The organism is Pseudomonas sp. B6002, assembly GCF_013385985.1.
In the GTDB taxonomy this organism is placed as follows: domain Bacteria; phylum Pseudomonadota; class Gammaproteobacteria; order Pseudomonadales; family Pseudomonadaceae; genus Aquipseudomonas.
On the sequence record NZ_JACAOY010000007.1, the window covers coordinates 227994 to 248521 of the forward strand.

Sequence of the window (20528 nt, forward strand, 5' to 3'; positions counted from 1 at the left end):
CCGAATGCGCTCTCTGACCCTGCACCTGAAAATCCTCATCACCATCCTGGTGGTGCTGGGTATTTCGGTCACCGCCTATCAGATCTTCGTGCTGGGGATCCCCGTTACCGAGGACGCCACTGACGACTTGTGGAACATCGACGCCAAGGTCGAGTTCGTCGCCAACCCGAAAGACCCGGTGAAGATCCAGATGTTCGTGCCGCCCCTGAGCCGCGACTTCGTCAGCCTCAACGAGAGCTTCATCTCCAACAACTACGGCGTGAGCGTCAACCGCACCGACGGCAACCGCAAAGTCACCTGGTCGGCACGCCGTGCCAAGGGCAACCAGACCCTGTATTACCGCCTGGTGCTGACCAAGCGTTACAGCGGTGAAAAGATCAAGGTCAAGGGCCCGACCTTCCGCGACAGCATCGCCGTGGAAGGCCCCGAGAAGATCGCCGCCGAAGCCCTGCTGGCGCCGATCCGCCAGCACTCGGCCGACGTCGAGACCTTTATCAGCGAAGCCATCAAGCGCACCAACAACCTCAACGACGACAACGTGAAGCTGCTGCTGGCGGGCGACCCGTCCACGCCGCACAAGGCCAAGATCGTCGAGTTGCTGCTGTCCATCGCCCACGTACCGGTGGAAAAAGTCCACACCATCCGCCTGGTCGCCGACCAGCCGCAAACCCCGGAACTGTGGCTGCGCAGCTTCAACGGCAACGATTGGCTGTACTTCAACCCGGAAACCGGCGAGCAAGGCCTGCCGGCCGACCGCCTGCTGTGGTGGACCGGCGATGAAAACCTGATCACGGTGGACGGTGGCAAAAAGGCCATGGTGACCTTCAGCCTGAACAACAGCGAGATGAACGCCATCCGCCTGGCCAAGCTGACCGACGAGAACACCGACGCCAACTTCCTCGAATACTCGCTGTACGGCCTGCCGCTGCAGACCCAGCAGACCTTCATGATCATGGTGATGATCCCGATTGGCGTGCTGGTGATCCTGATCCTGCGCAACCTGATCGGCCTGCAGACCCTGGGCACGTTTACCCCGGTGCTGATCGCCCTGGCGTTCCGCGAGACGCAACTGGGCTTCGGGATTGTGCTGTTCACCATCATCACGGCGCTGGGCTTATCGCTGCGTTCGTACCTGGAACACTTGAAGTTGCAGATGCTGCCGAGGTTGTCGGTGGTGCTGACCTTCGTGGTGGTGCTGATCGCGGCTATCAGCCTGTTCAGCCACAAGCTGGGCCTGGAGCGCGGGTTGTCGGTGGCGCTGTTCCCGATGGTGATCCTGACCATGACCATCGAACGCCTGTCGATCACCTGGGAAGAACGCGGCGCCAACCATGCGCTGAAAGTGGCGATTGGTACGCTGTTCGCGGCATCGCTGGCGCACATCATCATGAGCGTGCCGGAGCTGATCTACTTCGTGTTCACCTTCCCGGCGATCCTGCTGATCCTGGTGGGCTTCATGCTGGCCATGGGGCGTTATCGCGGCTACCGCCTGACCGAGCTGGTGCGTTTCAAGGCCTTCCTCAAAAGGGCTGACCAGTAATGTTCGGCTTCTGGAAGACCTGGAAGGCCCTGGAAGCGCGGGGGATCATGGGCATCAACCGGCGTAACGCCGACTACGTGCTCAAGTACAACAAGCGCAGCCTGTACCCGATCGTGGATGACAAGATCATCACCAAGGAACGGGCCATGGCGGCGGGCATCCACGTACCGGAAATGTACGGGGTGATCAGCACCGAGAAGGAAATCGACAAGCTCGACGACATCATCGGCGGGCGCAGCGATTTCGTGATCAAGCCGGCCCAGGGCGCCGGGGGTGACGGCATCCTGGTGGTGGCCGACCGTTTTGAAGGGCGCTATCGCACGGTGTCTGGCAAGATCATCAGCCATGAAGAGATCGAACATCAGATCTCCAGCATCCTCACCGGCTTGTATTCCCTGGGCGGCCACCGCGACCGTGCGCTGATCGAATACCGCGTGGTGCCCGACCAGATCTTCAAGAGCATCAGCTACGAAGGCGTGCCGGACATCCGCATCATCGTGCTGATGGGCTACCCGGTGATGGCCATGCTGCGTTTGCCGACGCGCCAGTCGGGCGGCAAGGCCAACCTACACCAGGGCGCGATTGGCGTGGGCGTAGACCTGGCCACCGGCCTGACCCTGCGTGGCACCTGGCTGAACAACATCATCACCAAACACCCCGACACCACCAATGCGGTGGATGGCGTGCAACTGCCCAACTGGGACGGTTTCATGAAACTGGCGGCCGGCTGCTACGAGTTGTGCGGGCTGGGTTACATCGGTGTGGACATGGTGCTGGACCAGGAAAAAGGCCCGCTGATACTCGAACTCAATGCTCGGCCGGGGCTGAATATCCAGATTGCCAACGATTGTGGCCTGACCTTGCGCACCCACGCGGTGGAAGCGCGATTGGAAGAATTGAAGGCTGCGGGCGTGACGGAAACGCCGGAAGAGCGGGTGAGGTTTGTGCAGGAGATGTTTGGGCATATTCCGGCGGTAGAAGGCTGACGGCCTCATCGCAGGCAAGCCAGCTCCCACAGGTTGACCGCTTTCCCATGTGGGAGCTGGCTTGCCTGCGATGGCTTTCGAACCAGCAACCGCTGAATCAGGATAAGGCCTCAATCTGCTTATCCCCGACATCCCCTCTAGGACCAGAACCGACAGGGGACTACAATCCCCTCCCCCGCGCCATTAGCTGATCCACCCCGCATGTCGACCTGTTCCGTACACCCGCTGCCCTACCGGGCCAACCCCGCCGCGTACTTCACGGCGATTCGTCACGCTCCTGGCGCGGTGCTGCTCGACAGCGGCCGGCCGGCCGCCGAACGCGGGCGTTATGACGTGCTCAGCGCCTGGCCGAATGCAACCTTGACGGTGGCGCCTGACGAAAGCGGCAGTGGTTTTCTGCAACGCTTGCGGGCAAACCTCACGCTGCTGGGTGACGCGGCCTTGCCTGCCGGCTATGAACTGCCGTTTGCCGGCGGCTTGATCGGCTACCTGAGCTACGACTTTGGCCGGCACCTGGAACACATGCCCAATCTGGCCGCCGACGACCTGCACCTGCCGGACGCACGCTTCGGGCTGTATGCCTGGGCACTGATCAGTGATCACCAGGCCCAGACCAGCCAGCTGGTGTTTCACCCGACCCTGGCCGACGGCGAACGGCAACGCCTGATCGCACTGTTCAGCACGCCTGCCACTGAGTCGAGCGCCAGCTTCCAGTTGCAGGGCACCATGGCGCCAGACCTCAGCGCCGAGGCTTACCGCCAGGCCATCGTGCGCATCCAGGACTACATCCAGGCCGGCGATTGCTACCAGGTCAACTTTGCCCAGCGTTTTCGCGCGCCGTGCGCCGGTGACCCGTGGGTGGCCTACTGCGCCCTGCGTGAGGCCTGCCCCACCCCGTTTTCCGGGTTCCAGAGCCTGCCCGATGACGGCGCGGTACTGAGCCTGTCCCCCGAGCGCTTCGTGCACATCAGCGAACGCCGCGTCGAAACCCGCCCCATCAAAGGCACCCGCCCCCGCGGCCTGACGCCCGAAGAGGACGCCGCCAACGCCGCCGAACTGCTGGCCAGCCCCAAGGACCGCGCCGAAAACCTGATGATCGTCGACCTGCTGCGCAACGACCTCGGCCGCACCTGCCGCACCGGCTCGGTCAGCGTGCCGGAGCTGTTCAGCCTGGAAAGCTACCCCAACGTGCACCACCTGGTGAGCAGCGTTGTCGGCACGTTGGCCGACGACAAGGACGCCCTCGACCTGATCGCCGGCAGCTTCCCGGGCGGCTCCATCACCGGCGCGCCGAAGATCCGCGCGATGCAGATCATCGACGAACTGGAACCCACCCGACGCGGCCTGTACTGCGGCTCACTGGTGTATCTGGACGTGCGCGGCGAGATGGACAGCTCCATCGCCATCCGCAGCTTGCTGGTCAAGGATGGCCAGGTGTGCTGCTGGGGCGGCGGCGGGATCGTGGCGGATTCGGAGTGGGAGGCGGAGTATCAGGAGTCGCTGACGAAGGTGCGGGTGTTGTTACAAACACTGGAAAACCTGTAGCCCGCAGGCCCCTCCGGGCTCTGCTGCATTTGGTCAAGCAGCAAGAAAGATCCTGATTCAGAACGCGTGTGGACGATGGGCAATCTGGAAGATAGCGTCCAGCTCCGACTGTCCACCCGCCGTTTGTGAGGGATCACATGAAGCGTCTGCTTACTCGTCAGAAATTGTTTCCGAGATTGCATACCACCCAGACCGCACCTATCATCTCCCAAATTGGGAGGCTTAAGCGATGCGCATAATCGCTCTATCCACCTTACGAATTTTCTGGGAAAGCCGCTCAACTTATTCCGACGCCAAAACGCCACTGGTTGAACTGTATCGTCACATGGAAAAAGCGACTTACCCGACGCCGCAAGTGCTCAAGGCAGAGCTTAGAACGGCAAGCATCCTTAAAAGTGGCAGGGTTGTCTTCAACGTGGGCAGCAACAAATATCGAGTGATCATGGCAATCGATTATCAGCGACAACTGGGGTTCATACGTTTCGTAGGCACTCATGCGCAGTACGATCAGATCAACGCGGAGACCGTGTGATGAACATCAAACCCATACATTCACAGGACGATCTGACCGCTGCGCTCGCGCGCGTGGAGCAGCTATGGGGAGCAGCCATTGGCTCGCCCGAGGGTGACGAGCTGGAAATCCTCGCCATACTCATCGAGAAATACGAGGCCGAACATTATCCAATGCCCCCTTCGGATCCGGTGGAGGCCATCAAGTTTCGGATGGAACAGATGGGCATGACCGCGCGCGATCTGGAACCGTTTATTGGTACCAGTGGGCGCGTGTCAGAAGTGCTGAACCACAAGCGCAAGTTGAGCCTGGCGATGATCAAGCGGTTGCATGAAGGCTTGCGTATTCCTTATGAAAGTTTGCTGGCGGGGAGTTAGCAGGTAGGTTTGTAGTGACTGGGCTGGCCTCTTCGCGGGCAAGCCCGCTCCCACATTTTGATGTGTGAACCCATTCAAGTGTGGGAGCTGGCTTGCCTGCGATGAGGCCACCAGCCCCACCAAAAAATTACAGGCTCAACTGCCGATTCGAGGCCTTGATGAATTCTTTCTTCAAGTCCTCAAACGTGTGCACCGCCGGGAACTGCGGGAATTCGCGGATCACGTTCTCGGGCGCGTGGAACAGGATCCCACGGTCGGCCTCGCCAAGCATGGTGGTGTCGTTGTAGGAGTCACCGGCCGCGATCACACGGTAGTAGAGGGTCTTGAAGGCCAGCACCGACTGACGCTTGGGGTCTTTCTGGCGCAGTTGGTAGCTCACCACCCTGTCGTTTTCATCCGTGATCAAGCGATGGCACAGCAAGGTCGGGAAGCCCAGCTGGCGCATCAGCGGCTGGGAGAACTCGTAGAAGGTGTCAGACAGGATCACCACCTGGAAGCGTTCGCGCAGCCAGTTGACGAACTCGATGGCGCCGTCCAGCGGCTTGAGGGTGGCGATCACTTCCTGGATATCGGCGAGTTTCAGCCCATGTTCGTCGAGGATGCGCAGGCGTTGCTTCATCAACACGTCGTAGTCGGGAATGTCACGGGTGGTGGCCCGCAGGGATTCAATACCGGTTTTTTCGGCGAAGGCGATCCAGATTTCCGGAACCAGCACCCCTTCCAGGTCGAGACAGGCAATTTCCACAAGACACTCCCATTGGATGTTGTTAGTTGAGCGAGCAAAAGGACTGCCGAACTCTAGCGATTCAAGCTCGCCGCCGCAACGCAGGGCGGATTTTGATACCATCGCTCCCCTATAGAGCGCTCAGCGCCACTGACCTGTAGGAACCGTCCTGATGAACCAAGCCTTCGACGTCGCTGAACTCGCCGCGACCTATGCCAACAAATCTGCCCAGGACATCCTCAAGCTGGCGTTCAGCCAGTTCGGCGATGACCTGTGGATTTCCTTCAGCGGTGCCGAGGACGTGGTGCTGGTGGACATGGCCTGGAAGCTGAACAAGAACGTCAAGGTGTTCAGCCTCGACACCGGCCGCCTGCACCCGGAAACCTACCGGTTCATCGAGCAGGTGCGCGACTTCTACAAGATCGACATCGAGCTGATCTCGCCGGACCAGAGCAAGCTGGAACCCTTCGTCAAAGAGAAAGGCCTGTTCAGCTTCTACAAGGACGGCCATGGCGAATGCTGCGGCGTGCGCAAGATCGAGCCGCTGCGCCGCAAGCTCTCGGGCGTTCGCGCCTGGGCCACCGGCCAGCGCCGCGACCAGAGCCCCGGCACCCGCAGCCAGGTAGCGGCGCTGGAAATCGACACGGCCTTCTCGACTCCGGAACGCACCCTGTACAAGTTCAACCCGCTGGCGCAGATGACCAGCGAGGAGATCTGGGGTTACATCCGCATGCTGGAGCTGCCGTACAACAGCCTGCATGAGCGCGGCTTCATCAGCATCGGCTGCGAGCCGTGCACCCGCCCGGTACTGCCCAACCAGCACGAGCGCGAAGGCCGCTGGTGGTGGGAGGAAGCCACGCAGAAAGAGTGTGGGTTGCATGCGGGAAATATCATCAGCAAGGCTTGAAGCTGATGCGGTAAAAATGTGGGAGCAGGCTTGTGTGGGAGCTGGGCTTGCCCGCGATGCAGGCACCTCGGTGTATCAGTGATACCGGGGTGACGCTATCGCAGGCAAGCCAGCTCCCACACAAGCCTGCTCCCACATTTGTTTTGTGTTGGGCATTAAGAATGTACACATAGATGTAACCATCGGTGCCATTTATGTGTGCAATCCATATTCGTTCGCACCATTACGTAACACCTTCTCCCGCCTATATCTCTTGGTTGTAAACCACCCCCGTCCTGCTGAAAAATAAATACCTGTTCAATCGGTCAATTTATATCTCTTCTAATTCAGCCAGTTATTAACCACACCTACAAAAACGAAATTAACCGATATTTTCATAGATCGAAAACTGGCACGCATGTGGCTTAAGGTGAAATGCGCTTTGTATACAATAAATACAAAACATACATACACTTTGCCATCCGCGGCTCGCCTGCAGATGCGCTGGAGCTTGCCGGAATGCGTACAAGCCTATCGAACCTCGCACTGGATCTGCCCTCCTCCGCCCTGAACCCCGAGGCCATCAGCCCCGGCCCGCTGGTGCTCAGCCCACGCCTGCACAACAAGGACCTGGCGCCCACCAAAGTGGAAGGCCGCCGTTGGGGGCGCTACAGCATCTTCGCGTTGTGGACCAATGACGTGCACAACATTGCCAACTATTCCTTTGCCATCGGCTTATATGCATTGGGCCTGGGCGGTTGGCAGATTCTGTTGTCTTTAGGCATCGGCGCGGCGCTGGTGTATTTCTTCATGAACTTGTCCGGGTATATGGGGCAAAAGACCGGCGTGCCGTTTCCGGTGATCAGCCGGATCAGTTTCGGTATTCATGGCGCGCAGATTCCGGCGTTGATTCGTGCGGTGATCGCGATTGCCTGGTTCGGTATCCAGACCTACCTGGCTTCGGTGGTTTTCCGCGTATTGCTGTCGGCGATTCACCCCGGGTTTGCCGACTATGACCACAACTCGATCCTGGGCCTGTCGACCTTGGGTTGGGCGTGTTTCGTGACGATCTGGTTCGTGCAGCTGGCGATTCTGGCCTACGGGATGGAAATGGTACGCCGCTATGAAGCCTTCGCCGGCCCGGTAATTCTGGTGACGGTGGCCTCGCTGGCCGGCTGGATGTACTTCCAGGTGGGCGGCAACATTGCCTGGTCGGTTCGCGAACCGCTGAGCGGCGGCGAGATGTGGCGCAACATCTTCGCCGGTGGTGCACTGTGGCTGAGCATCTACGGCACGCTGATCCTCAATTTCTGCGACTTCGCCCGCTCCTCGCCGTGCCGCAAGACCATCCAGGTTGGCAACTTCTGGGGCCTGCCGGTGAATATCCTGGTGTTTGCCGCCATCACCGTGCTGCTGTGTGGCGGGCAGTTTCAGCTCAATGGCCGGGTGATCGAAAGCCCGACTGAAATCATCGCGGCCATCCCCAATACCTTCTTCCTCGTGCTCGGCTGCCTGGCCTTTTTGATCGTCACCGTGGCGGTGAACATCATGGCCAACTTCGTCGCCCCGGCCTTTGTGCTGAGCAACCTGGCGCCCAAGTACCTGAACTTCCGCCGCGCCGGTCTGATCAGCGCGACCCTGGCAGTGCTGATCCTGCCGTGGAACCTCTACAACAGCCCGCTGGTGATCGTGTATTTCCTCTCCGGCCTGGGCGCACTGCTGGGGCCGTTGTACGGGGTGATCATGGTCGACTACTGGCTGATCCGTAAAAGCCGGGTGAACGTGCTGCAGCTGTATAGCGAAGACCCCCATGGCGACTATTTCTACAGTCGTGGGATCAACCTGCGTGCGGTGGCAGCCTTCATTCCAGCGGCGGTGATCGCCATTCTGCTGGCGCTGTTGCCGGGTTTTGCCAGCGTCGCACCGTTTTCCTGGATGTTTGGCGCCGGTATTGCAGGGCTGTTGTACCTGCTGATCGCCAAGCGCCAGCCGTACTACGCCGATGTCAGCGGCGAGAGCATTGCAGTCGATAACGTCAGTCACTAATCAAGGATTTTCCATGCGTATCCTCGTGGTCAACGTCAACACCACCGAATCCATCACCGACACCATCGCCCAGCAGGCGCGGGCCGTGGCTGCGCCGGGGACCGAGATCGTCGGGCTTACCCCGTACTTCGGCGCGGAATCGGTGGAGGGCAATTTTGAAAGTTACCTGGCGGCCATCGCCGTGATGGACCGGGTGATGGCCTACGACCAGCCGTTTGACGCGGTGATCCAGGCCGGCTACGGCGAGCACGGCCGCGAAGGTCTGCAGGAGCTGCTGAACGTGCCGGTGGTGGACATCACGGAAGCGGCCGCCAGCACGGCGATGTTCCTGGGGCATGCCTACTCGGTGGTCACAACGCTGGACCGCACCGTGCCGCTGATCGAAGACCGCCTGAAACTGGCCGGGCTCTACCAGCGCTGCGCCTCGGTACGGGCCAGTGGCATGGCGGTGCTGGAGCTGGAAGAAGACCCGTTGGCCGCCATGGAAGCCATCGTGCGCCAGGCGGAGCTGGCCATCAGCGAGGACAAGGCCGAGGTGATCTGCCTGGGGTGCGGCGGCATGGCCGGGCTGGATGAACAGATCCGCCAGCGCACCGGCGTGCCGGTGGTGGATGGGGTGACGGCGGCGGTGACCATTGCCGAGTCGTTGGTACGGTTGGGGTTGTCGACGTCGAAGATCCGCACCTATGCGACGCCGAGGCCGAAGAAAGTCATTGGCTGGCCGGGGCAATTCGGGCGGTAGACCGAGTCGCCTGCATCGCGGGCAAGCCCGGCTCCCACAGGGGATCGCATTTCCCTGTGGGAGCTGGCTTGCCTGCGATGGCCGCGCCGCTGTCTACGGCCATGATCAAACCGCGCTGAATCGCTGGCTCAACCGCTGCTCGGCAAATTGCTCGATGATGAAGTCCACAAACGCCCGGGTCTTGCCGGGTAGCAGTTTATGTTCAGCGTAGTAAATGGAAATGTTGCCATCGTCGACATACCAGTCGGGCAACACCCGCACCACCGCGCCGCTGTCGAGAAACGGCACCGCCATCGGCATGCTCACCAGCGCAATGCCCAGGCCCTGGGCGCTGGCGCAGCAGGCGGCTTCGGAGTCACTCATGGTCATGCCGGGCTTGAGCACCAGCGGGCGCTGTTCGCGGTCACGGCCGGTCAGTTGCCACGTGCGGATGCGCCCGGTCTGCGGTGAACGGATCAGGATGCCCGCGCAGTGCGCGAGATCTTCCGGTGTGTTGACTGACGGGCGTTTTGCCAAATAGCTCGGCGCGGCCACCAACACCCGGTGCGCCGGAGTGAGTTTGCGCGCCACCACCCCCTGGGGTAACTCAAAGCCTCCGCCAATGGCGGCGTCGAAACCCTGGCCAATCAGGTCCACCTGACGGTTATCAAAATGCCAGTCCGGGCTGATGTCCGGAAACCGTCCCATGAACTCACCCAGCAGCGGCACCACGTAACGGTTGCCGAACACCGTGCCCATGCTGACCTTGAGCGTCCCCACCGGCCGACCTTCGGCGCTGGCCAGGTTGGCCACGGCATTCTGGATGGTGGTGAGGCTGCCGCTGACTTCTTCCAGAAACAGTTTGCCAGCTTCGGTCAGGGTCAGGCGCCGTGTACTACGCTGGAACAGCCGCACACCCAGGCGCGCCTCAAGCTTGGCGACACTCTTGCCCACCGCTGCCGGGGTGAGGCTCAGGTGCCGGGCAGCTTCAGCGAAGCTGCCGCCTTCGGCGCTGCGCACAAAGCATTCGATACTGCCAAAGCTCTCCATAACGCCCCACTCTAAACTTTTGGTTTACACAGACTATAGCAATCGCGGTCTACCGGTGTACCGGGGTGAGGTTGATACTCGGCGCCATCAACAAGGCATTCCGCCTTGAACAGCTAGGAGATCGACATGACCACACATAACCTCAGCGGCAAAGTCGCCTTGATTCAAGGCGGTTCCCGCGGCATCGGCGCCGCCATCGTCAAGCGCCTCGCCGCGCAAGGTGCAGCGGTTGCTTTTACCTACGTCAGCTCGGCCGCCAAGGCTGAGGAATTGCAGAACAGCGTGATCAGCGAAGGCGGCAAAGCCCTGGCCATTCGTGCCGACAGCGCCGATGCCGAGGCGATTCGCAACGCCGTCAACAAAACCGTCGAAGCCTTTGGTCGCCTGGACATCCTGGTGAACAACGCCGGTGTGCTGGCCATCGCGCCGCTGGAAGACTTCAAGCTGGAAGACTTCGACCAGACCCTGGCGATCAACGTGCGTAGCGTCTTCATCGCCACTCAGGAAGCGGCCAAGCACATGGGTGACGGAGGCCGCGTAATCAACATCGGCAGCACCAACGCCGAGCGCATGCCCTTTGGCGGTGGTGGCCCGTATGCGATGAGCAAGGCGGCGCTGGTGGGGTTGACCAAGGGCCTGGCGCGGGACCTGGGGCCACGGGGCATTACCATCAACAACGTGCAGCCTGGGCCGGTGGACACGGACATGAACCCGGCGGACAGTGATTTTGCCGAGAGTTTGATTGGGTTGATGGCGATCGGGCGGTATGGGCATGTTGAAGAAATTGCCAGCTTTGTGGCCTACCTGGCAGGGCCGGAGGCCGGCTACATCACCGGTGCCAGCCTGACCATTGATGGTGGCTTCAGCGCCTAATACTTCAGGAACACTGCAAAACCCAATGTGGGAGCTGGCTTGCCGGCGATGGCGCCCTCAAGATCGCTATCGCAGGCAAGCCAGCTCCCACATTTTTTACGACCAGCGCATGACCCTTGTAGGAGCCCGGCTTGCCGGCGATGCCGGTATTAAGGACGCTATCGCCGGCAAGCCGGGCTCCTACGGTTTTAGGGTATCAATGAAGCGGTGGCAAGCCGTAGGCCGCCAGGTCGAAGTCGGCGAGTTTGCGGATGATCTGGTCGGCGTGGTGGTACTTGCTGTCGGCCATGGCTTCATCGGGCACGGCGATGGCGGTCATGTGGGCCGCCTTGGCGGCGGTGACGCCGAACGGCGAGTCCTCGAACACCAGGCAATCCTCGGGCGCAACGCCCAGACGGCGGGCGGCGGTGAGGAAGATGTCCGGGGCGGGTTTGGCCGCGCCGACTTCCGGGTCGTCAGCGGTGACGATGGTGTCGAACAGGCCAAACCACTCGCGATGCAACGTGGTCTTGTGGCCGAACGAGTTGCGCGACGAACTGGTGCCCACGGCAATCGGAATGTTGTGCGCCTTCAAGTGCCGCACCAACGCTTCGGCGCCAGGCATGCCCAAGGCCTTGGGGAAACGTTCGCTCATCAGCGGTTCGCGGATGGTCAGGAACTCAGCCGGAGTGATCGGCAGGTCCAGGGCCTTGACCACATAGTCGGCCAGGTCCTGGGCGCCACGCCCGATGATGTGCTGCTTGATCCCCCAGTCATAGGTACGGCCGTAGCGTTCGGCGATGATCTGCGTGACTTCGGTGTAGATGCCTTCTGTGTCCAGCAACAAACCGTCCATATCGAAAATCACGGCCTTGATCGGGCCGGCGGTACGCGGTGCGTTCATCAAACAGATCCTTGGGGAAGGACTAAAAGGATTCAGCACAATAACGGCCCGGCTCTCTTGCAAGCAACCGTTGTGACCATCGATGTGCTGTTTCCCAAGACCTTACTCGGGGAAATCCGCGCCCTCAGTCACCTCAGCCCACGCGTCGAAGTCAGCACTCAATGCCTCGACCTTGGTGCGTGCAAACCCCAGCGCGGCCTTGCCCAGCAGCAAGCGCAACGGCGGTTGTTCGGCTTCCACCGCCTTGACGATGGCGATTGCGGCGCGCACCGGGTCGCCGGGCTGTTTTCCGCTGTAACTGCGTACGCGACTGGCCCGCGCCGCCGCCGTGTCGCGGTAGTCGTCGATGGTGTGAGCGGCCTCATTAGCCGAGCGCCCGGCCCAGTCGGTGCGGAATGGGCCCGGCTCTACCAGCAACACCTTGATCCCCAGCGGCGCGACTTCCCCTGCCAGGGCTTCAGACAACCCTTCCACCGCGAACTTGGTGGCATTGTAGAAACTCAGGGACGGGAACGCCGCAATCCCGCCCACCGAGGAGATATTCACCACGCTGCCCGAGCGCCGAGCCCGCATGCCGGGCAACACGGCACGGGTCATGGCGCTGAGGCCCCAGAAGTTGATGTCGAACATGCGGCGCACTTCAGCCAGGTCACTTTCCTCCAGCGCGCCGAAGTAACCAATACCGGCGTTGTTGACCAGCACATCGATGTGCCCGAAGTGCGCTTGCGCCGCTTGCACCGCAGCGTCGACCTGGGCCTGGTCGGTCACGTCCAGCGCCAATACCAAGGCGTTGTGTTCATGGCCGGCCACGATGTCCTGCACCTGTTGCGGGTTACGTGCGGTGACCACCGTCGGGTAACCGAGGCTGAGGGTGTGCAGGGCCAACTGGCGCCCGAAACCGGTTGAACAACCGGTGATAAACCAGACAGGTTTTGCGGTGGAATGGGTCATGAAGGGGCTTTCCTCGTGGGGTGTGAAAAAAGTATGCGCGTGGGTATTCTTGTGAAAAAGATGCATAATCCAAAAGCCCCTTTCGGAAAAACCACACAATGGACACGCCGGATTTCCAGCAATTGCGCCTGTTCCTGCAGGTCGCCCGCGCCAAGAGTTTCACCCAGGCGGCCGATGCCGTGAGTCTGTCGGTTTCCACCGTCAGCCAGCGGGTCGGCGCCCTGGAAAAACAGCTGGGCGTGCGCCTGCTCAATCGCACCACCCGCAGCGTCAGCCTCACCGAAGCCGGTGCGCAACTGGTTGAACGCATTACCCCGCTGCTCGAAGAACTGCACACCAGCTTGCACAGCGTCGCCGCCGCCACCGTCGAGGCCAGCGGCACCTTGCGCCTGAACGTGCCCTCCACCGCCAGCCGCATGGTGTTGCAGCCGTTGCTGCAAGGGTTCTTGCGCAAACACCCGGGGATCAACCTGGAAGTGGCCGTGGATAACGCTTTGGTGGACATCGTCGCCCAAGGGTTTGATGCGGGTATCCGCTACGACCACGTGCTGGCCGAGGACATGGTGGTGATCCCCGTGGCCCGGCAACTGCGCTTTGTGATCGTCGCCACCCCGGGCTATTTGCAAGGCCGCACAGTCCCCACCCACCCGCATGATTTGCTTGAACATGAATGCGTGAACTATCGCAGCGCCCAAACCGGCCTGCTGCACCGCTGGGATTTTGAAAAGGACGGCAAGCCGCTGCGCGTGACGGTGAAGGGCCGGCTGGCCACCAACGACATTGAGCTGATGATCCGTGGCGCACTGGATGGCTTCGGTTTTGCCTATGTAGCGCGTTCCAGTGTCGAGCCCTACCTGCAATCCGGTGAGCTGGTGGAAGTCCTGGGCGACTGGATCACCCACAGCGCGCTGTACCTGTATTACTTCAATCGCAGCAACACGCCGAAAAAACTGCGCGTGTTCATCGACTACCTGCAACAAGAACTCAACGCCTGATGCCCGGCCGACCTCAACAGCGAGCCCCGACATGCTCTATCGATTAGCCGCCGACGGCCTGGTGCTGTTCCATCTCTGCTTCATCCTGTTCGTGCTATTTGGCGGACTGCTGGCCCTCAAATGGCGGCCCGTGATGTGGCTGCACCTGCCGGCCGCCGCTTGGGGCGTGGCCGTGGAAGTGTTCCACCTGCCCTGCCCGCTCACTCGATGGGAAAACCTGTTTCGCCACCTGGCCGGCCAGGACGGTTATGGCGGCGGCTTTGTCGAGCACTACATCCTGGCGATGATCTACCCGGCCGGGCTGACCCCGAACATTCAGTTGGTGCTCGGGGCCGTGGTGTTGCTGATCAACGTCGCGGTGTATGTGCGCCTGATCAGACGGCCTTAGGCAAGCAGCCCAGGCCGCTCAAGGTGGCCTCGACTGCCTGCTCCAACGGGGTGTGCGGTTCTTTGCCAAGCACCTCGACGAGGCATGTGTTGTCCATGCGCAGCGGGGTGCGCCACAGGTAACGCATCTCCTGCAGTTCGCGGAAGGTCACCACAAAGGGCGCCGCCAGCTTCAACAGCCACCAAGGGAAACTGCCTACGCGGGGCTGCTGGCCTGTCCTGCGCAACACCACGCGCTGGATGGTCCGCGTCATCTGCGTGCCGTCGGTGTCGGTATGCCCGGCCATATGAAAACGCGCAAAGGCAGCGAGGCTGGCACGGCGGGCCAGCAACTCGACTATCGTGCGTGCCACGTCCGGCAGGTACGCCCATTGATGGAGCAGGCCCGGGGCGCCCGGATAGCTGATGGTGTGCACCGGCTTGCCAGGCTTGACCAGGCCCTGGGAAAACCAGCTGTTCGCGGCGCGTTCACCAAAAAAGTCCCCGGCGCGCAGGATCAAGACGCGAGCGCCATGACCAGAAGCCTCTTGCAGGCGTTGCTCCAATTGCACACGGATCGCGCCCTTGCGCGTTTGCGGGTGCTGGGGCGAGTCTTCGTGCAACACGGGAAAGGCATCCGGTCCGTAGTTGTAGACCGTGCCGGGCAACACGATGGTTGCGCCTTCTGCGATGGCGGCGGCGATGGTGTTGTCGATCATCGGCAGCACGAGTTCTGCCCAGTTTCGATAACCCGGTGGGTTCACGGCGTGAACGATAACCTCGCAACCACGGGCGGCGGCCAGTACCTCGTCCCGGTTCAGCGCATCGCCTTTGAACCAGGTGAACGCCGTATTCTGGGCACGTGCCTTGTCCACATCGCGGGTCAACGCACACACTTCCCAACCGGCCGCTTTCAGCTGTCGCGCCACTTCACCGCCAATCCCTCCTGTTGCGCCCAATACCAGCACTTTGCTCATCACCGCCTCCCACCTTTGTCTGTTGTTGGCGCCAGTGTGTGCGTGCCCCTGCTGCATATAAATTGCCGAAGATCGCCCAGTCGCTATACATTTATGCATGGCATTGAATATCGGATGGGAGCTTTACCGGTCGTTCCTCGGCGTGCTTCAGGAAGGATCGTTGTCGGGGGCCGCACGGCTGCTCGGCATCACACAGCCCACGGTCGGCCGGCATATTGCCGCGCTGGAATCGGCATTGGGCGTGGTGCTGTTCACCCGCTCGCCCACCGGCCTGTTGCCGACGGCGATGGCACATACCCTGCGCGGCCACGCAGAAACCATGGCCCGCACCGCCGCCGCCCTGGAACGGGTGGCCTCGGCCCAAGGCGACGACGTACGCGGCGTGGTGCGGGTGTCCGCCAGCGAAGTGGTCGGCGTTGAGGTATTGCCGCCGATCCTCAGCCAATTGCGCCAACAACACCCTCACCTCAAGGTCGAGTTGACCCTGACCAATCGCCTGAGCGACCTGTTGCAACTGGAAGCCGATATCGCCGTGCGCATGGTCCGACCGAGCCAGGAACAATTGCTGGCAAGGCGCGTAGGCCTGATCGAAGTGGGCCTGCATGCCCGCGATGATTACCTGGAACAACACGGCACGCCCCAGCAGATGCAGGACCTGGCCCATCACTCGGTGATCGGCTTCGACCAGGAGAACGCCTTTATCCGCAGCCTGGCGATCAAAGGCTTCGAACGCAGTGCCTTTGCCCTGAGCAGTGACAGCGACCTGGCGCAACTGGCGCTGATCCGCGCCGGTGCCGGTATCGGCGGCTGCCAGGTGCTGTTGGCCAAGCGCGACCCGCGCCTGCGCCGGGTGCTGGCGCCGGGGTTCTCGATCCAGCTGGACACCTGGGTGACCATGCACGAAGACCTGCGCAACAGCCCGCGCTGCCGGGTGATGTTCGATGCGCTGGTGGAGGGTTTGCAGCGTTACGTACAGGATTGAGACAGCTTCACTGGTAAAGAATCAGTCTCCCTCAATCCGTTCGTAGACGCCCCCATGTCCGAAGCCTTCGAAGTCCCCAGCCCCCACGAAAAACACATCGAACACACCACCGAACATGCCCACGGCCGAGGGGACAATTTCGCCAGCCGCATTGCGGTGATGACTGCGCTGATGGCCACCCTCGGCGCCATGCTCAGCTATCAGGCCGGCTCCACCGAAAGCGAAGCGGCGATGGACAAGAACAACGCCGCCATCATCAAGACCGAAGCCGCCAACCAGTGGAATTACTACCAGGCCAAATCCAGCCGGCAGAACCTGGCGGAACTCGCCACCCACATCCCGGGCGTGGATGCCGCGCATTACAAGGATGAGATCGAGCGCTACAAGGGCCAGAAGGAAGACGTGCGCAAACAGGCTGAGAAGCTGGAAGCCACGTCGAAGGAATGGGACCAGAAGTCCGAAGAGGCCCTGCACCAGCATCACCGCTGGGCCCAGGCGATGACCGCGATCCAGATCGCGATTTCCCTGGCCGCGATTACCCTACTCACCAGACGAGAGTGGCTAAAACGAATGTCCTACACCGCCGCGGGCGTGGCCGTCGTCCTGGGCAGCCTGGCCTGGTTGCACATCTAACCCAACCCACGTTCTGCTGCACGTTTGCCCACGTAACTGTAGGAGCCGGCTTGCCGGCGATAGCGACGGTACAGCAAACAGGGATGTTGCCTGACCCACCGTAATCGCCGGCAAGCCGGCTCCTACAGGTGCGTTTTCGCGCTCAGGAGTTGGGCTCTTTCTTACATCGCTATGTAGGAGCCGGCTTGCCGGCGATAGCGACGGTACCGCAAACAGGGAGTTTGCCTGACCCACCGCAATCGCCGGCAAGCCGGCTCCTACAGGTGCGTTTTCGCGTTCAGGAGTTGGGCTCTTTCTTACATCGCTATATAGTAAAAGGAATAACGAAAAACCCAGCCCAACGCGAGGAACCATCGGTGACTGCACAACCCAAAGAAGCCGTGGGCGCCGCCTACAGTATCGACTCCATGCGCTTCGCCCAGGCCATGACCTGGAAAGCCATCGACCACCTCGCCCAACGCATCCGCCCGGGTATGCTCGAATCCGAAGCCCGCGAGCTGGGCAAGCAGGTGCTCGCCGAGCTCGACATGCAACGCATCTGGCACCCGTTGCTGGTGCGTTTCGGCGCCAACACCCTCAAGGCCTTCAACCAGCGCTCCGAAGGTGACCCGGTGCTGGGCGACAACGATATCTTCTTCATCGACATGGGCGCCGTGTGGCAAGGCCACGAAGGCGATGCTGGCGCCACCTTCACCACCGGCACCGACCCGGAAATGATCGCCTGCGCCAGCGCCGCCAAGACCCTGTTCGACCGCGTGCAATCGCGCTGGAAAAACCAGCAAGTGGTTGGCCTGGAACTCTACCGCTACGCCGAAGAGCAAGCGCAGGCCATGGGTTGGCAACTGAACCTGGACATCAAGGGCCACCGCGTCAGCGACTTCCCTCATGCGATCCACCGTGGCGGCGACCTCGGTGATTTCGAGCACTACCCCAATGCCGGCCTGTGGATCCTGGAAATCCAGATCGCCCACCCGAGCAAGCCTTACGGCGCTTTTTACGAAGACCTCCTCGCTTAAGGAATAGAAATGGAACGCTCCACCGCCTACCCCGAACTGCTGTTTTCCTACGGCACCTTGCAGGACAAGGCCGTACAACTCGCCAACTTCGGGCGCGAACTGGTCGGGCAGCAGGACGCGATGCTGGGCTACGCACAAAGCTGGGTAGAAATCACCGACCCCGCCGTGTTGGCCACCAGTGGCAAGACCCATCACCCCATCGTGGCCCCCACCCGCGAGCAAGGCGCCAGCGTCGAAGGTACGGTGTTTCAGATCACCGCCGAGGAGTTGGCGGCGGCGGATGCCTATGAAGTATCGGACTACAAGCGCGTGGCCGTGCCGTTGGCATCGGGGCTCACGGCCTGGGTGTACGTGAAGGCGTGAAGATGAAACTTTCGGGGCAATGATTTCAATCTGCCATTGTGGCGATTAAAGTGGCGCGCTTTCGAGAATTGGATCTCGATTTTTTGCCCATGGAGTTACCCGTGAAGTACATCAGTAAAGTCGCTGCAGCCGCCGTTCTTGGTTTTGCCCTCGCTGGCTGCACCGGCACCGCCATCAAGTCCCCGCAGTACGACAGCAACCAATACACCGTTCTGGGCCACAGTGAAGCAAGCGCCACCGGCATCATGCTGTTCGGCATCATCCCGATCGGCCAGAACAGCCGTTTCGTGCGCGCTCAAGACGCCGCCATCAAGGCCAAGGGCGGCGATGCGCTGATCAACACCCAAGTGCAGGAAAACTGGTTCTGGGCCTGGGTACTCAGCGGTTACACCACCAAGATTTCCGGTGATGTGATCAAACTGAAAACCGCGCAATAAATAGGCCGCCGCCAGGGTTTTAACCCCGGCAAGCGACGTATCATGGGCCAAGACTTTCGAGGATGGCCCATGAACCTCAGCATCGTTTACGCCCTCGCAGCCGCCGCTCTGTTCGGCGCCAGCACCCCACTGGCCAAAAGCCTTGGCCTGGGTCTCTCCCCCATACTGTTGGCTGGCCTGCTCTACCTGGGCAGCGGCATCGGGCTCACCGGCGTACGCCTCCTGCGGGATCGCGGCTGGAAACCCACCGGACTGACGCCCTCCGAATGGCCCTGGCTACTCGGCGCCATCGCCTTCGGCGGCATCCTCGGGCCCGTCGCGCTGATGTTCGGTCTCACCCGCACCGCAGGCGCCACCGCCTCCCTGATGCTCAACCTCGAATCGGTACTCACCGCCGTCATCGCCTGGCTGGTCTTCAAGGAAAACGCCGACCGCCGCATCGTGCTCGGCATGCTCGCCATCGTATTGGGCGGCGTGGTGCTGTCCTGGTCCGACGGCGGCGGCAACAGCCATGGCTGGACCGGCCCGTTTGCCGTAGCCCTGGCCTGCCTGTGCTGGGGCATCGATAACAACCTGACGCGCAAGGTCTCGGCGTCAGACGCCCTGTTTATTGCCGGCGCCAAAGGCCTGATCGCAGGGCTGGTGAACACCAGCCTGGCGCTCTACCTCGGCGCGCAAATACCGGTGACGGCGCAACTGCTGCCGCTCCTGCTGGTGGGCTTTCTGGGGTACGGCATCAGCCTGGTCATGTTCGTATTGGCACTGCGCGGGCTGGGCAGCGCGCGCACCGGCGCCTACTTCTCCACCGCCCCTTTTCTCGGCGCTGCGGTGGCCTTGCTAGTGTTGGGTGAGTCGGTTTCCGTGGCGTTCTGGATTGCGTCGGCACTGATGGCCGTGGGGGTGTGGCTGCACCTGACCGAGCGACATGCCCATGAACACCAACACGACGCCACGGAACATGGCCATCGGCATGTGCACGACGAACATCATCAGCACGAACACGCGTTCGAGTGGGACCCGGCGCAGCCCCACAGCCATGTGCACGTGCACAGCCCGTTGCGGCACAGTCATGCGCATTTTCCGGATGTGCATCATCGGCACCGGCATTGAGGCGCTTTTTCTCGATTCAACTTCGGCTTATTCACAAGACCTATAACAATGAAAATACTGTTCGCCGCTTCGCTGGGGCTTATGTCACTGGCCCAACTGTCACTGTCCTTTGCAGACACCATGAATGGCAAGACGATCTACCTGCAACGCTGCGCCATGTGCCACGGCGCCGATATCAAGGGCACAGGGCCGCTGGCCAACAAGAGCAACCCGCCGACGCCAAACCTGACGACGCCTGCGTTCAAACAGCGGCTGAATGACTATCCGGGGGTTATTGTTTCGTCGGTGATACTTCGTCCCAATGGGGACTTGATTCCGAGGACGTTGCGGGAGAATGGGGTGAAGGTGGCGCCGTTCGCGTGGACGGTCAGGGATTTTCGGGATTTGAATGAATATATGGTGAGGGTGATTTCCAGGAGTCGGTGACTGCTGGATAGCGGGTATGGCGTTGATGTGGGGGAGTTTTTCCGGATGCCAGAAACCACAAACCCCCGATCTTCTCTAGGAAAATCGGGGGTTTGTGTTTACTTAATGTGGCGGTGAAGGAGAGATTCGA

At 61.2% G+C, this 20528-nt stretch carries 23 protein-coding genes; 18 read left to right on the top strand and 5 right to left on the bottom strand.

Annotated elements, in window-relative coordinates:
• Window positions 1-4: 4 nt before the first annotated feature.
• From HX792_RS12280 to HX792_RS12300, 5 genes are all read left to right on the top strand, one after another.
• Window positions 5-1540 carry an inactive transglutaminase family protein gene (locus tag HX792_RS12280; protein ID WP_176996356.1) on the top strand — a complete coding sequence of 512 codons (1536 nt, stop codon included), beginning with the start codon at window positions 5-7 and terminating at the stop codon, window positions 1538-1540.
• The gene (locus HX792_RS12285; protein ID WP_176996357.1) at window positions 1540-2526 is read left to right on the top strand and encodes an alpha-L-glutamate ligase-like protein; all 987 of its coding nucleotides are present in this window, start codon (window positions 1540-1542) and stop codon (window positions 2524-2526) included. The genes HX792_RS12280 and HX792_RS12285 overlap by 1 nt, the downstream gene beginning before the upstream one ends.
• A gap of 201 nt (window positions 2527-2727) precedes the next feature.
• Window positions 2728-4071: an aminodeoxychorismate synthase component I gene (gene pabB, locus HX792_RS12290; RefSeq protein WP_176996358.1), complete on the top strand. Its 1344-nt coding sequence runs from the start codon at window positions 2728-2730 to the stop codon at window positions 4069-4071.
• 229 nt (window positions 4072-4300) lie between these two features.
• Window positions 4301-4603: a type II toxin-antitoxin system HigB family toxin gene (locus HX792_RS12295; RefSeq protein WP_176996359.1), complete on the top strand. Its 303-nt coding sequence runs from the start codon at window positions 4301-4303 to the stop codon at window positions 4601-4603.
• Window positions 4603-4959: a type II toxin-antitoxin system HigA family antitoxin gene (locus tag HX792_RS12300; RefSeq protein WP_176996360.1), complete on the top strand. Its 357-nt coding sequence runs from the start codon at window positions 4603-4605 to the stop codon at window positions 4957-4959. Before HX792_RS12295 ends, HX792_RS12300 begins: the two co-directional genes overlap by 1 nt.
• A gap of 127 nt (window positions 4960-5086) precedes the next feature.
• Here HX792_RS12300 and thrH read toward each other — a convergent pair whose 3' ends face one another.
• Window positions 5087-5704, bottom strand: a complete 618-nt coding sequence (gene thrH, locus HX792_RS12305; protein ID WP_065929901.1) for a bifunctional phosphoserine phosphatase/homoserine phosphotransferase ThrH — start codon at window positions 5702-5704, stop codon at window positions 5087-5089.
• A 151-nt stretch (window positions 5705-5855) separates the two neighbouring features.
• Here thrH and HX792_RS12310 point away from each other — a divergent pair, with 151 nt between their 5' ends.
• The 3 genes from HX792_RS12310 to HX792_RS12320 all read left to right on the top strand — a co-directional run bounded on the left by HX792_RS12310 (window position 5856) and on the right by HX792_RS12320 (window position 9357).
• Window positions 5856-6590 (top strand): phosphoadenylyl-sulfate reductase, encoded by a 735-nt coding sequence (locus HX792_RS12310; RefSeq protein ID WP_176996361.1) that lies wholly within the window; start codon window positions 5856-5858, stop codon window positions 6588-6590.
• Window positions 6591-7088: 498 nt separating this feature from the next.
• Window positions 7089-8615 (top strand): NCS1 family nucleobase:cation symporter-1, encoded by a 1527-nt coding sequence (locus HX792_RS12315; protein WP_176996362.1) that lies wholly within the window; start codon window positions 7089-7091, stop codon window positions 8613-8615.
• Between the two features lie 13 nt (window positions 8616-8628).
• Window positions 8629-9357 carry an aspartate/glutamate racemase family protein gene (locus HX792_RS12320; protein WP_135309449.1) on the top strand — a complete coding sequence of 243 codons (729 nt, stop codon included), beginning with the start codon at window positions 8629-8631 and terminating at the stop codon, window positions 9355-9357.
• 105 nt (window positions 9358-9462) lie between these two features.
• Here HX792_RS12320 and HX792_RS12325 read toward each other — a convergent pair whose 3' ends face one another.
• Complete coding sequence (locus tag HX792_RS12325) at window positions 9463-10386, bottom strand: LysR family transcriptional regulator (RefSeq protein ID WP_176996363.1); 924 nt, start codon at window positions 10384-10386, stop codon at window positions 9463-9465.
• Window positions 10387-10512: 126 nt separating this feature from the next.
• Between HX792_RS12325 and HX792_RS12330 the strand changes: the two genes are divergently transcribed.
• Window positions 10513-11259: a 3-oxoacyl-ACP reductase family protein gene (locus HX792_RS12330; RefSeq protein WP_176996364.1), complete on the top strand. Its 747-nt coding sequence runs from the start codon at window positions 10513-10515 to the stop codon at window positions 11257-11259.
• Window positions 11260-11455: 196 nt separating this feature from the next.
• On the opposite strand, the gene HX792_RS12335 is transcribed toward HX792_RS12330, so the two are convergent.
• Window positions 11456-12142 (bottom strand): HAD-IA family hydrolase, encoded by a 687-nt coding sequence (locus tag HX792_RS12335; RefSeq protein WP_176996365.1) that lies wholly within the window; start codon window positions 12140-12142, stop codon window positions 11456-11458.
• 102 nt (window positions 12143-12244) lie between these two features.
• Window positions 12245-13093 carry an oxidoreductase gene (locus HX792_RS12340; protein ID WP_176996366.1) on the bottom strand — a complete coding sequence of 283 codons (849 nt, stop codon included), beginning with the start codon at window positions 13091-13093 and terminating at the stop codon, window positions 12245-12247.
• A gap of 98 nt (window positions 13094-13191) precedes the next feature.
• On the opposite strand from HX792_RS12340, the gene HX792_RS12345 reads away from it, so the two are divergent.
• A complete protein-coding gene (locus HX792_RS12345) occupies window positions 13192-14088 on the top strand; it encodes a LysR family transcriptional regulator (protein ID WP_176996367.1) in 897 nt (298 codons plus the stop codon).
• Window positions 14089-14119: 31 nt separating this feature from the next.
• On the top strand, window positions 14120-14476 hold the full coding sequence (locus tag HX792_RS12350) for a DUF2784 domain-containing protein (RefSeq protein WP_176996368.1): 357 nt from the start codon (window positions 14120-14122) through the stop codon (window positions 14474-14476).
• On the opposite strand, the gene HX792_RS12355 is transcribed toward HX792_RS12350, so the two are convergent.
• The gene (locus HX792_RS12355; RefSeq protein ID WP_176996369.1) at window positions 14463-15431 is read right to left on the bottom strand and encodes an SDR family oxidoreductase; all 969 of its coding nucleotides are present in this window, start codon (window positions 15429-15431) and stop codon (window positions 14463-14465) included. The genes HX792_RS12350 and HX792_RS12355 overlap by 14 nt on opposite strands.
• 97 nt (window positions 15432-15528) lie before the next feature.
• On the opposite strand from HX792_RS12355, the gene HX792_RS12360 reads away from it, so the two are divergent.
• From HX792_RS12360 to HX792_RS12390, 7 genes are all read left to right on the top strand, one after another.
• Complete coding sequence (locus HX792_RS12360; RefSeq protein WP_176996370.1) at window positions 15529-16413, top strand: LysR family transcriptional regulator; 885 nt, start codon at window positions 15529-15531, stop codon at window positions 16411-16413.
• Window positions 16414-16467: 54 nt separating this feature from the next.
• A complete protein-coding gene (locus tag HX792_RS12365; RefSeq protein ID WP_176996371.1) occupies window positions 16468-17046 on the top strand; it encodes a DUF4337 domain-containing protein in 579 nt (192 codons plus the stop codon).
• Between the two features lie 356 nt (window positions 17047-17402).
• Window positions 17403-18062: a M24 family metallopeptidase gene (locus HX792_RS12370; RefSeq protein WP_176996372.1), complete on the top strand. Its 660-nt coding sequence runs from the start codon at window positions 17403-17405 to the stop codon at window positions 18060-18062.
• A 9-nt stretch (window positions 18063-18071) separates the two neighbouring features.
• Window positions 18072-18425 carry a gamma-glutamylcyclotransferase family protein gene (locus tag HX792_RS12375; protein WP_176996373.1) on the top strand — a complete coding sequence of 118 codons (354 nt, stop codon included), beginning with the start codon at window positions 18072-18074 and terminating at the stop codon, window positions 18423-18425.
• Between the two features lie 101 nt (window positions 18426-18526).
• Window positions 18527-18862: a hypothetical protein gene (locus HX792_RS12380; protein ID WP_016973626.1), complete on the top strand. Its 336-nt coding sequence runs from the start codon at window positions 18527-18529 to the stop codon at window positions 18860-18862.
• 69 nt (window positions 18863-18931) lie between these two features.
• Window positions 18932-19972, top strand: a complete 1041-nt coding sequence (locus tag HX792_RS12385) for an EamA family transporter (RefSeq protein WP_176996374.1) — start codon at window positions 18932-18934, stop codon at window positions 19970-19972.
• A 48-nt stretch (window positions 19973-20020) separates the two neighbouring features.
• Window positions 20021-20398, top strand: coding sequence for a cytochrome c (locus tag HX792_RS12390; protein ID WP_176996375.1), 378 nt, complete (start codon window positions 20021-20023; stop codon window positions 20396-20398).
• Window positions 20399-20528: the final 130 nt, after the last annotated feature.

What these genes read in the sequence shown, in the direction of transcription:
- HX792_RS12280 (WP_176996356.1), top strand. Translation starts at nt 5, where the DNA reads ATGCGCTCTCTGACCCTGCACCTGAAAATCCTCATCACCATCCTGGTG.
- HX792_RS12285 (WP_176996357.1), top strand. Translation starts at nt 1,540, where the DNA reads ATGTTCGGCTTCTGGAAGACCTGGAAGGCCCTGGAAGCGCGGGGGATC.
- pabB (WP_176996358.1), top strand. Translation starts at nt 2,728, where the DNA reads ATGTCGACCTGTTCCGTACACCCGCTGCCCTACCGGGCCAACCCCGCC.
- HX792_RS12295 (WP_176996359.1), top strand. Translation starts at nt 4,301, where the DNA reads ATGCGCATAATCGCTCTATCCACCTTACGAATTTTCTGGGAAAGCCGC.
- HX792_RS12300 (WP_176996360.1), top strand. Translation starts at nt 4,603, where the DNA reads ATGAACATCAAACCCATACATTCACAGGACGATCTGACCGCTGCGCTC.
- HX792_RS12310 (WP_176996361.1), top strand. Translation starts at nt 5,856, where the DNA reads ATGAACCAAGCCTTCGACGTCGCTGAACTCGCCGCGACCTATGCCAAC.
- HX792_RS12315 (WP_176996362.1), top strand. Translation starts at nt 7,089, where the DNA reads ATGCGTACAAGCCTATCGAACCTCGCACTGGATCTGCCCTCCTCCGCC.
- HX792_RS12320 (WP_135309449.1), top strand. Translation starts at nt 8,629, where the DNA reads ATGCGTATCCTCGTGGTCAACGTCAACACCACCGAATCCATCACCGAC.
- HX792_RS12325 (WP_176996363.1), bottom strand. Translation starts at nt 10,386, where the DNA reads ATGGAGAGCTTTGGCAGTATCGAATGCTTTGTGCGCAGCGCCGAAGGC.
- HX792_RS12330 (WP_176996364.1), top strand. Translation starts at nt 10,513, where the DNA reads ATGACCACACATAACCTCAGCGGCAAAGTCGCCTTGATTCAAGGCGGT.
- HX792_RS12335 (WP_176996365.1), bottom strand. Translation starts at nt 12,142, where the DNA reads ATGAACGCACCGCGTACCGCCGGCCCGATCAAGGCCGTGATTTTCGAT.
- HX792_RS12340 (WP_176996366.1), bottom strand. Translation starts at nt 13,093, where the DNA reads ATGACCCATTCCACCGCAAAACCTGTCTGGTTTATCACCGGTTGTTCA.
- HX792_RS12345 (WP_176996367.1), top strand. Translation starts at nt 13,192, where the DNA reads ATGGACACGCCGGATTTCCAGCAATTGCGCCTGTTCCTGCAGGTCGCC.
- HX792_RS12350 (WP_176996368.1), top strand. Translation starts at nt 14,120, where the DNA reads ATGCTCTATCGATTAGCCGCCGACGGCCTGGTGCTGTTCCATCTCTGC.
- HX792_RS12355 (WP_176996369.1), bottom strand. Translation starts at nt 15,431, where the DNA reads ATGAGCAAAGTGCTGGTATTGGGCGCAACAGGAGGGATTGGCGGTGAA.
- HX792_RS12360 (WP_176996370.1), top strand. Translation starts at nt 15,529, where the DNA reads ATGGCATTGAATATCGGATGGGAGCTTTACCGGTCGTTCCTCGGCGTG.
- HX792_RS12365 (WP_176996371.1), top strand. Translation starts at nt 16,468, where the DNA reads ATGTCCGAAGCCTTCGAAGTCCCCAGCCCCCACGAAAAACACATCGAA.
- HX792_RS12375 (WP_176996373.1), top strand. Translation starts at nt 18,072, where the DNA reads ATGGAACGCTCCACCGCCTACCCCGAACTGCTGTTTTCCTACGGCACC.
- HX792_RS12385 (WP_176996374.1), top strand. Translation starts at nt 18,932, where the DNA reads ATGAACCTCAGCATCGTTTACGCCCTCGCAGCCGCCGCTCTGTTCGGC.
- HX792_RS12390 (WP_176996375.1), top strand. Translation starts at nt 20,021, where the DNA reads ATGAAAATACTGTTCGCCGCTTCGCTGGGGCTTATGTCACTGGCCCAA.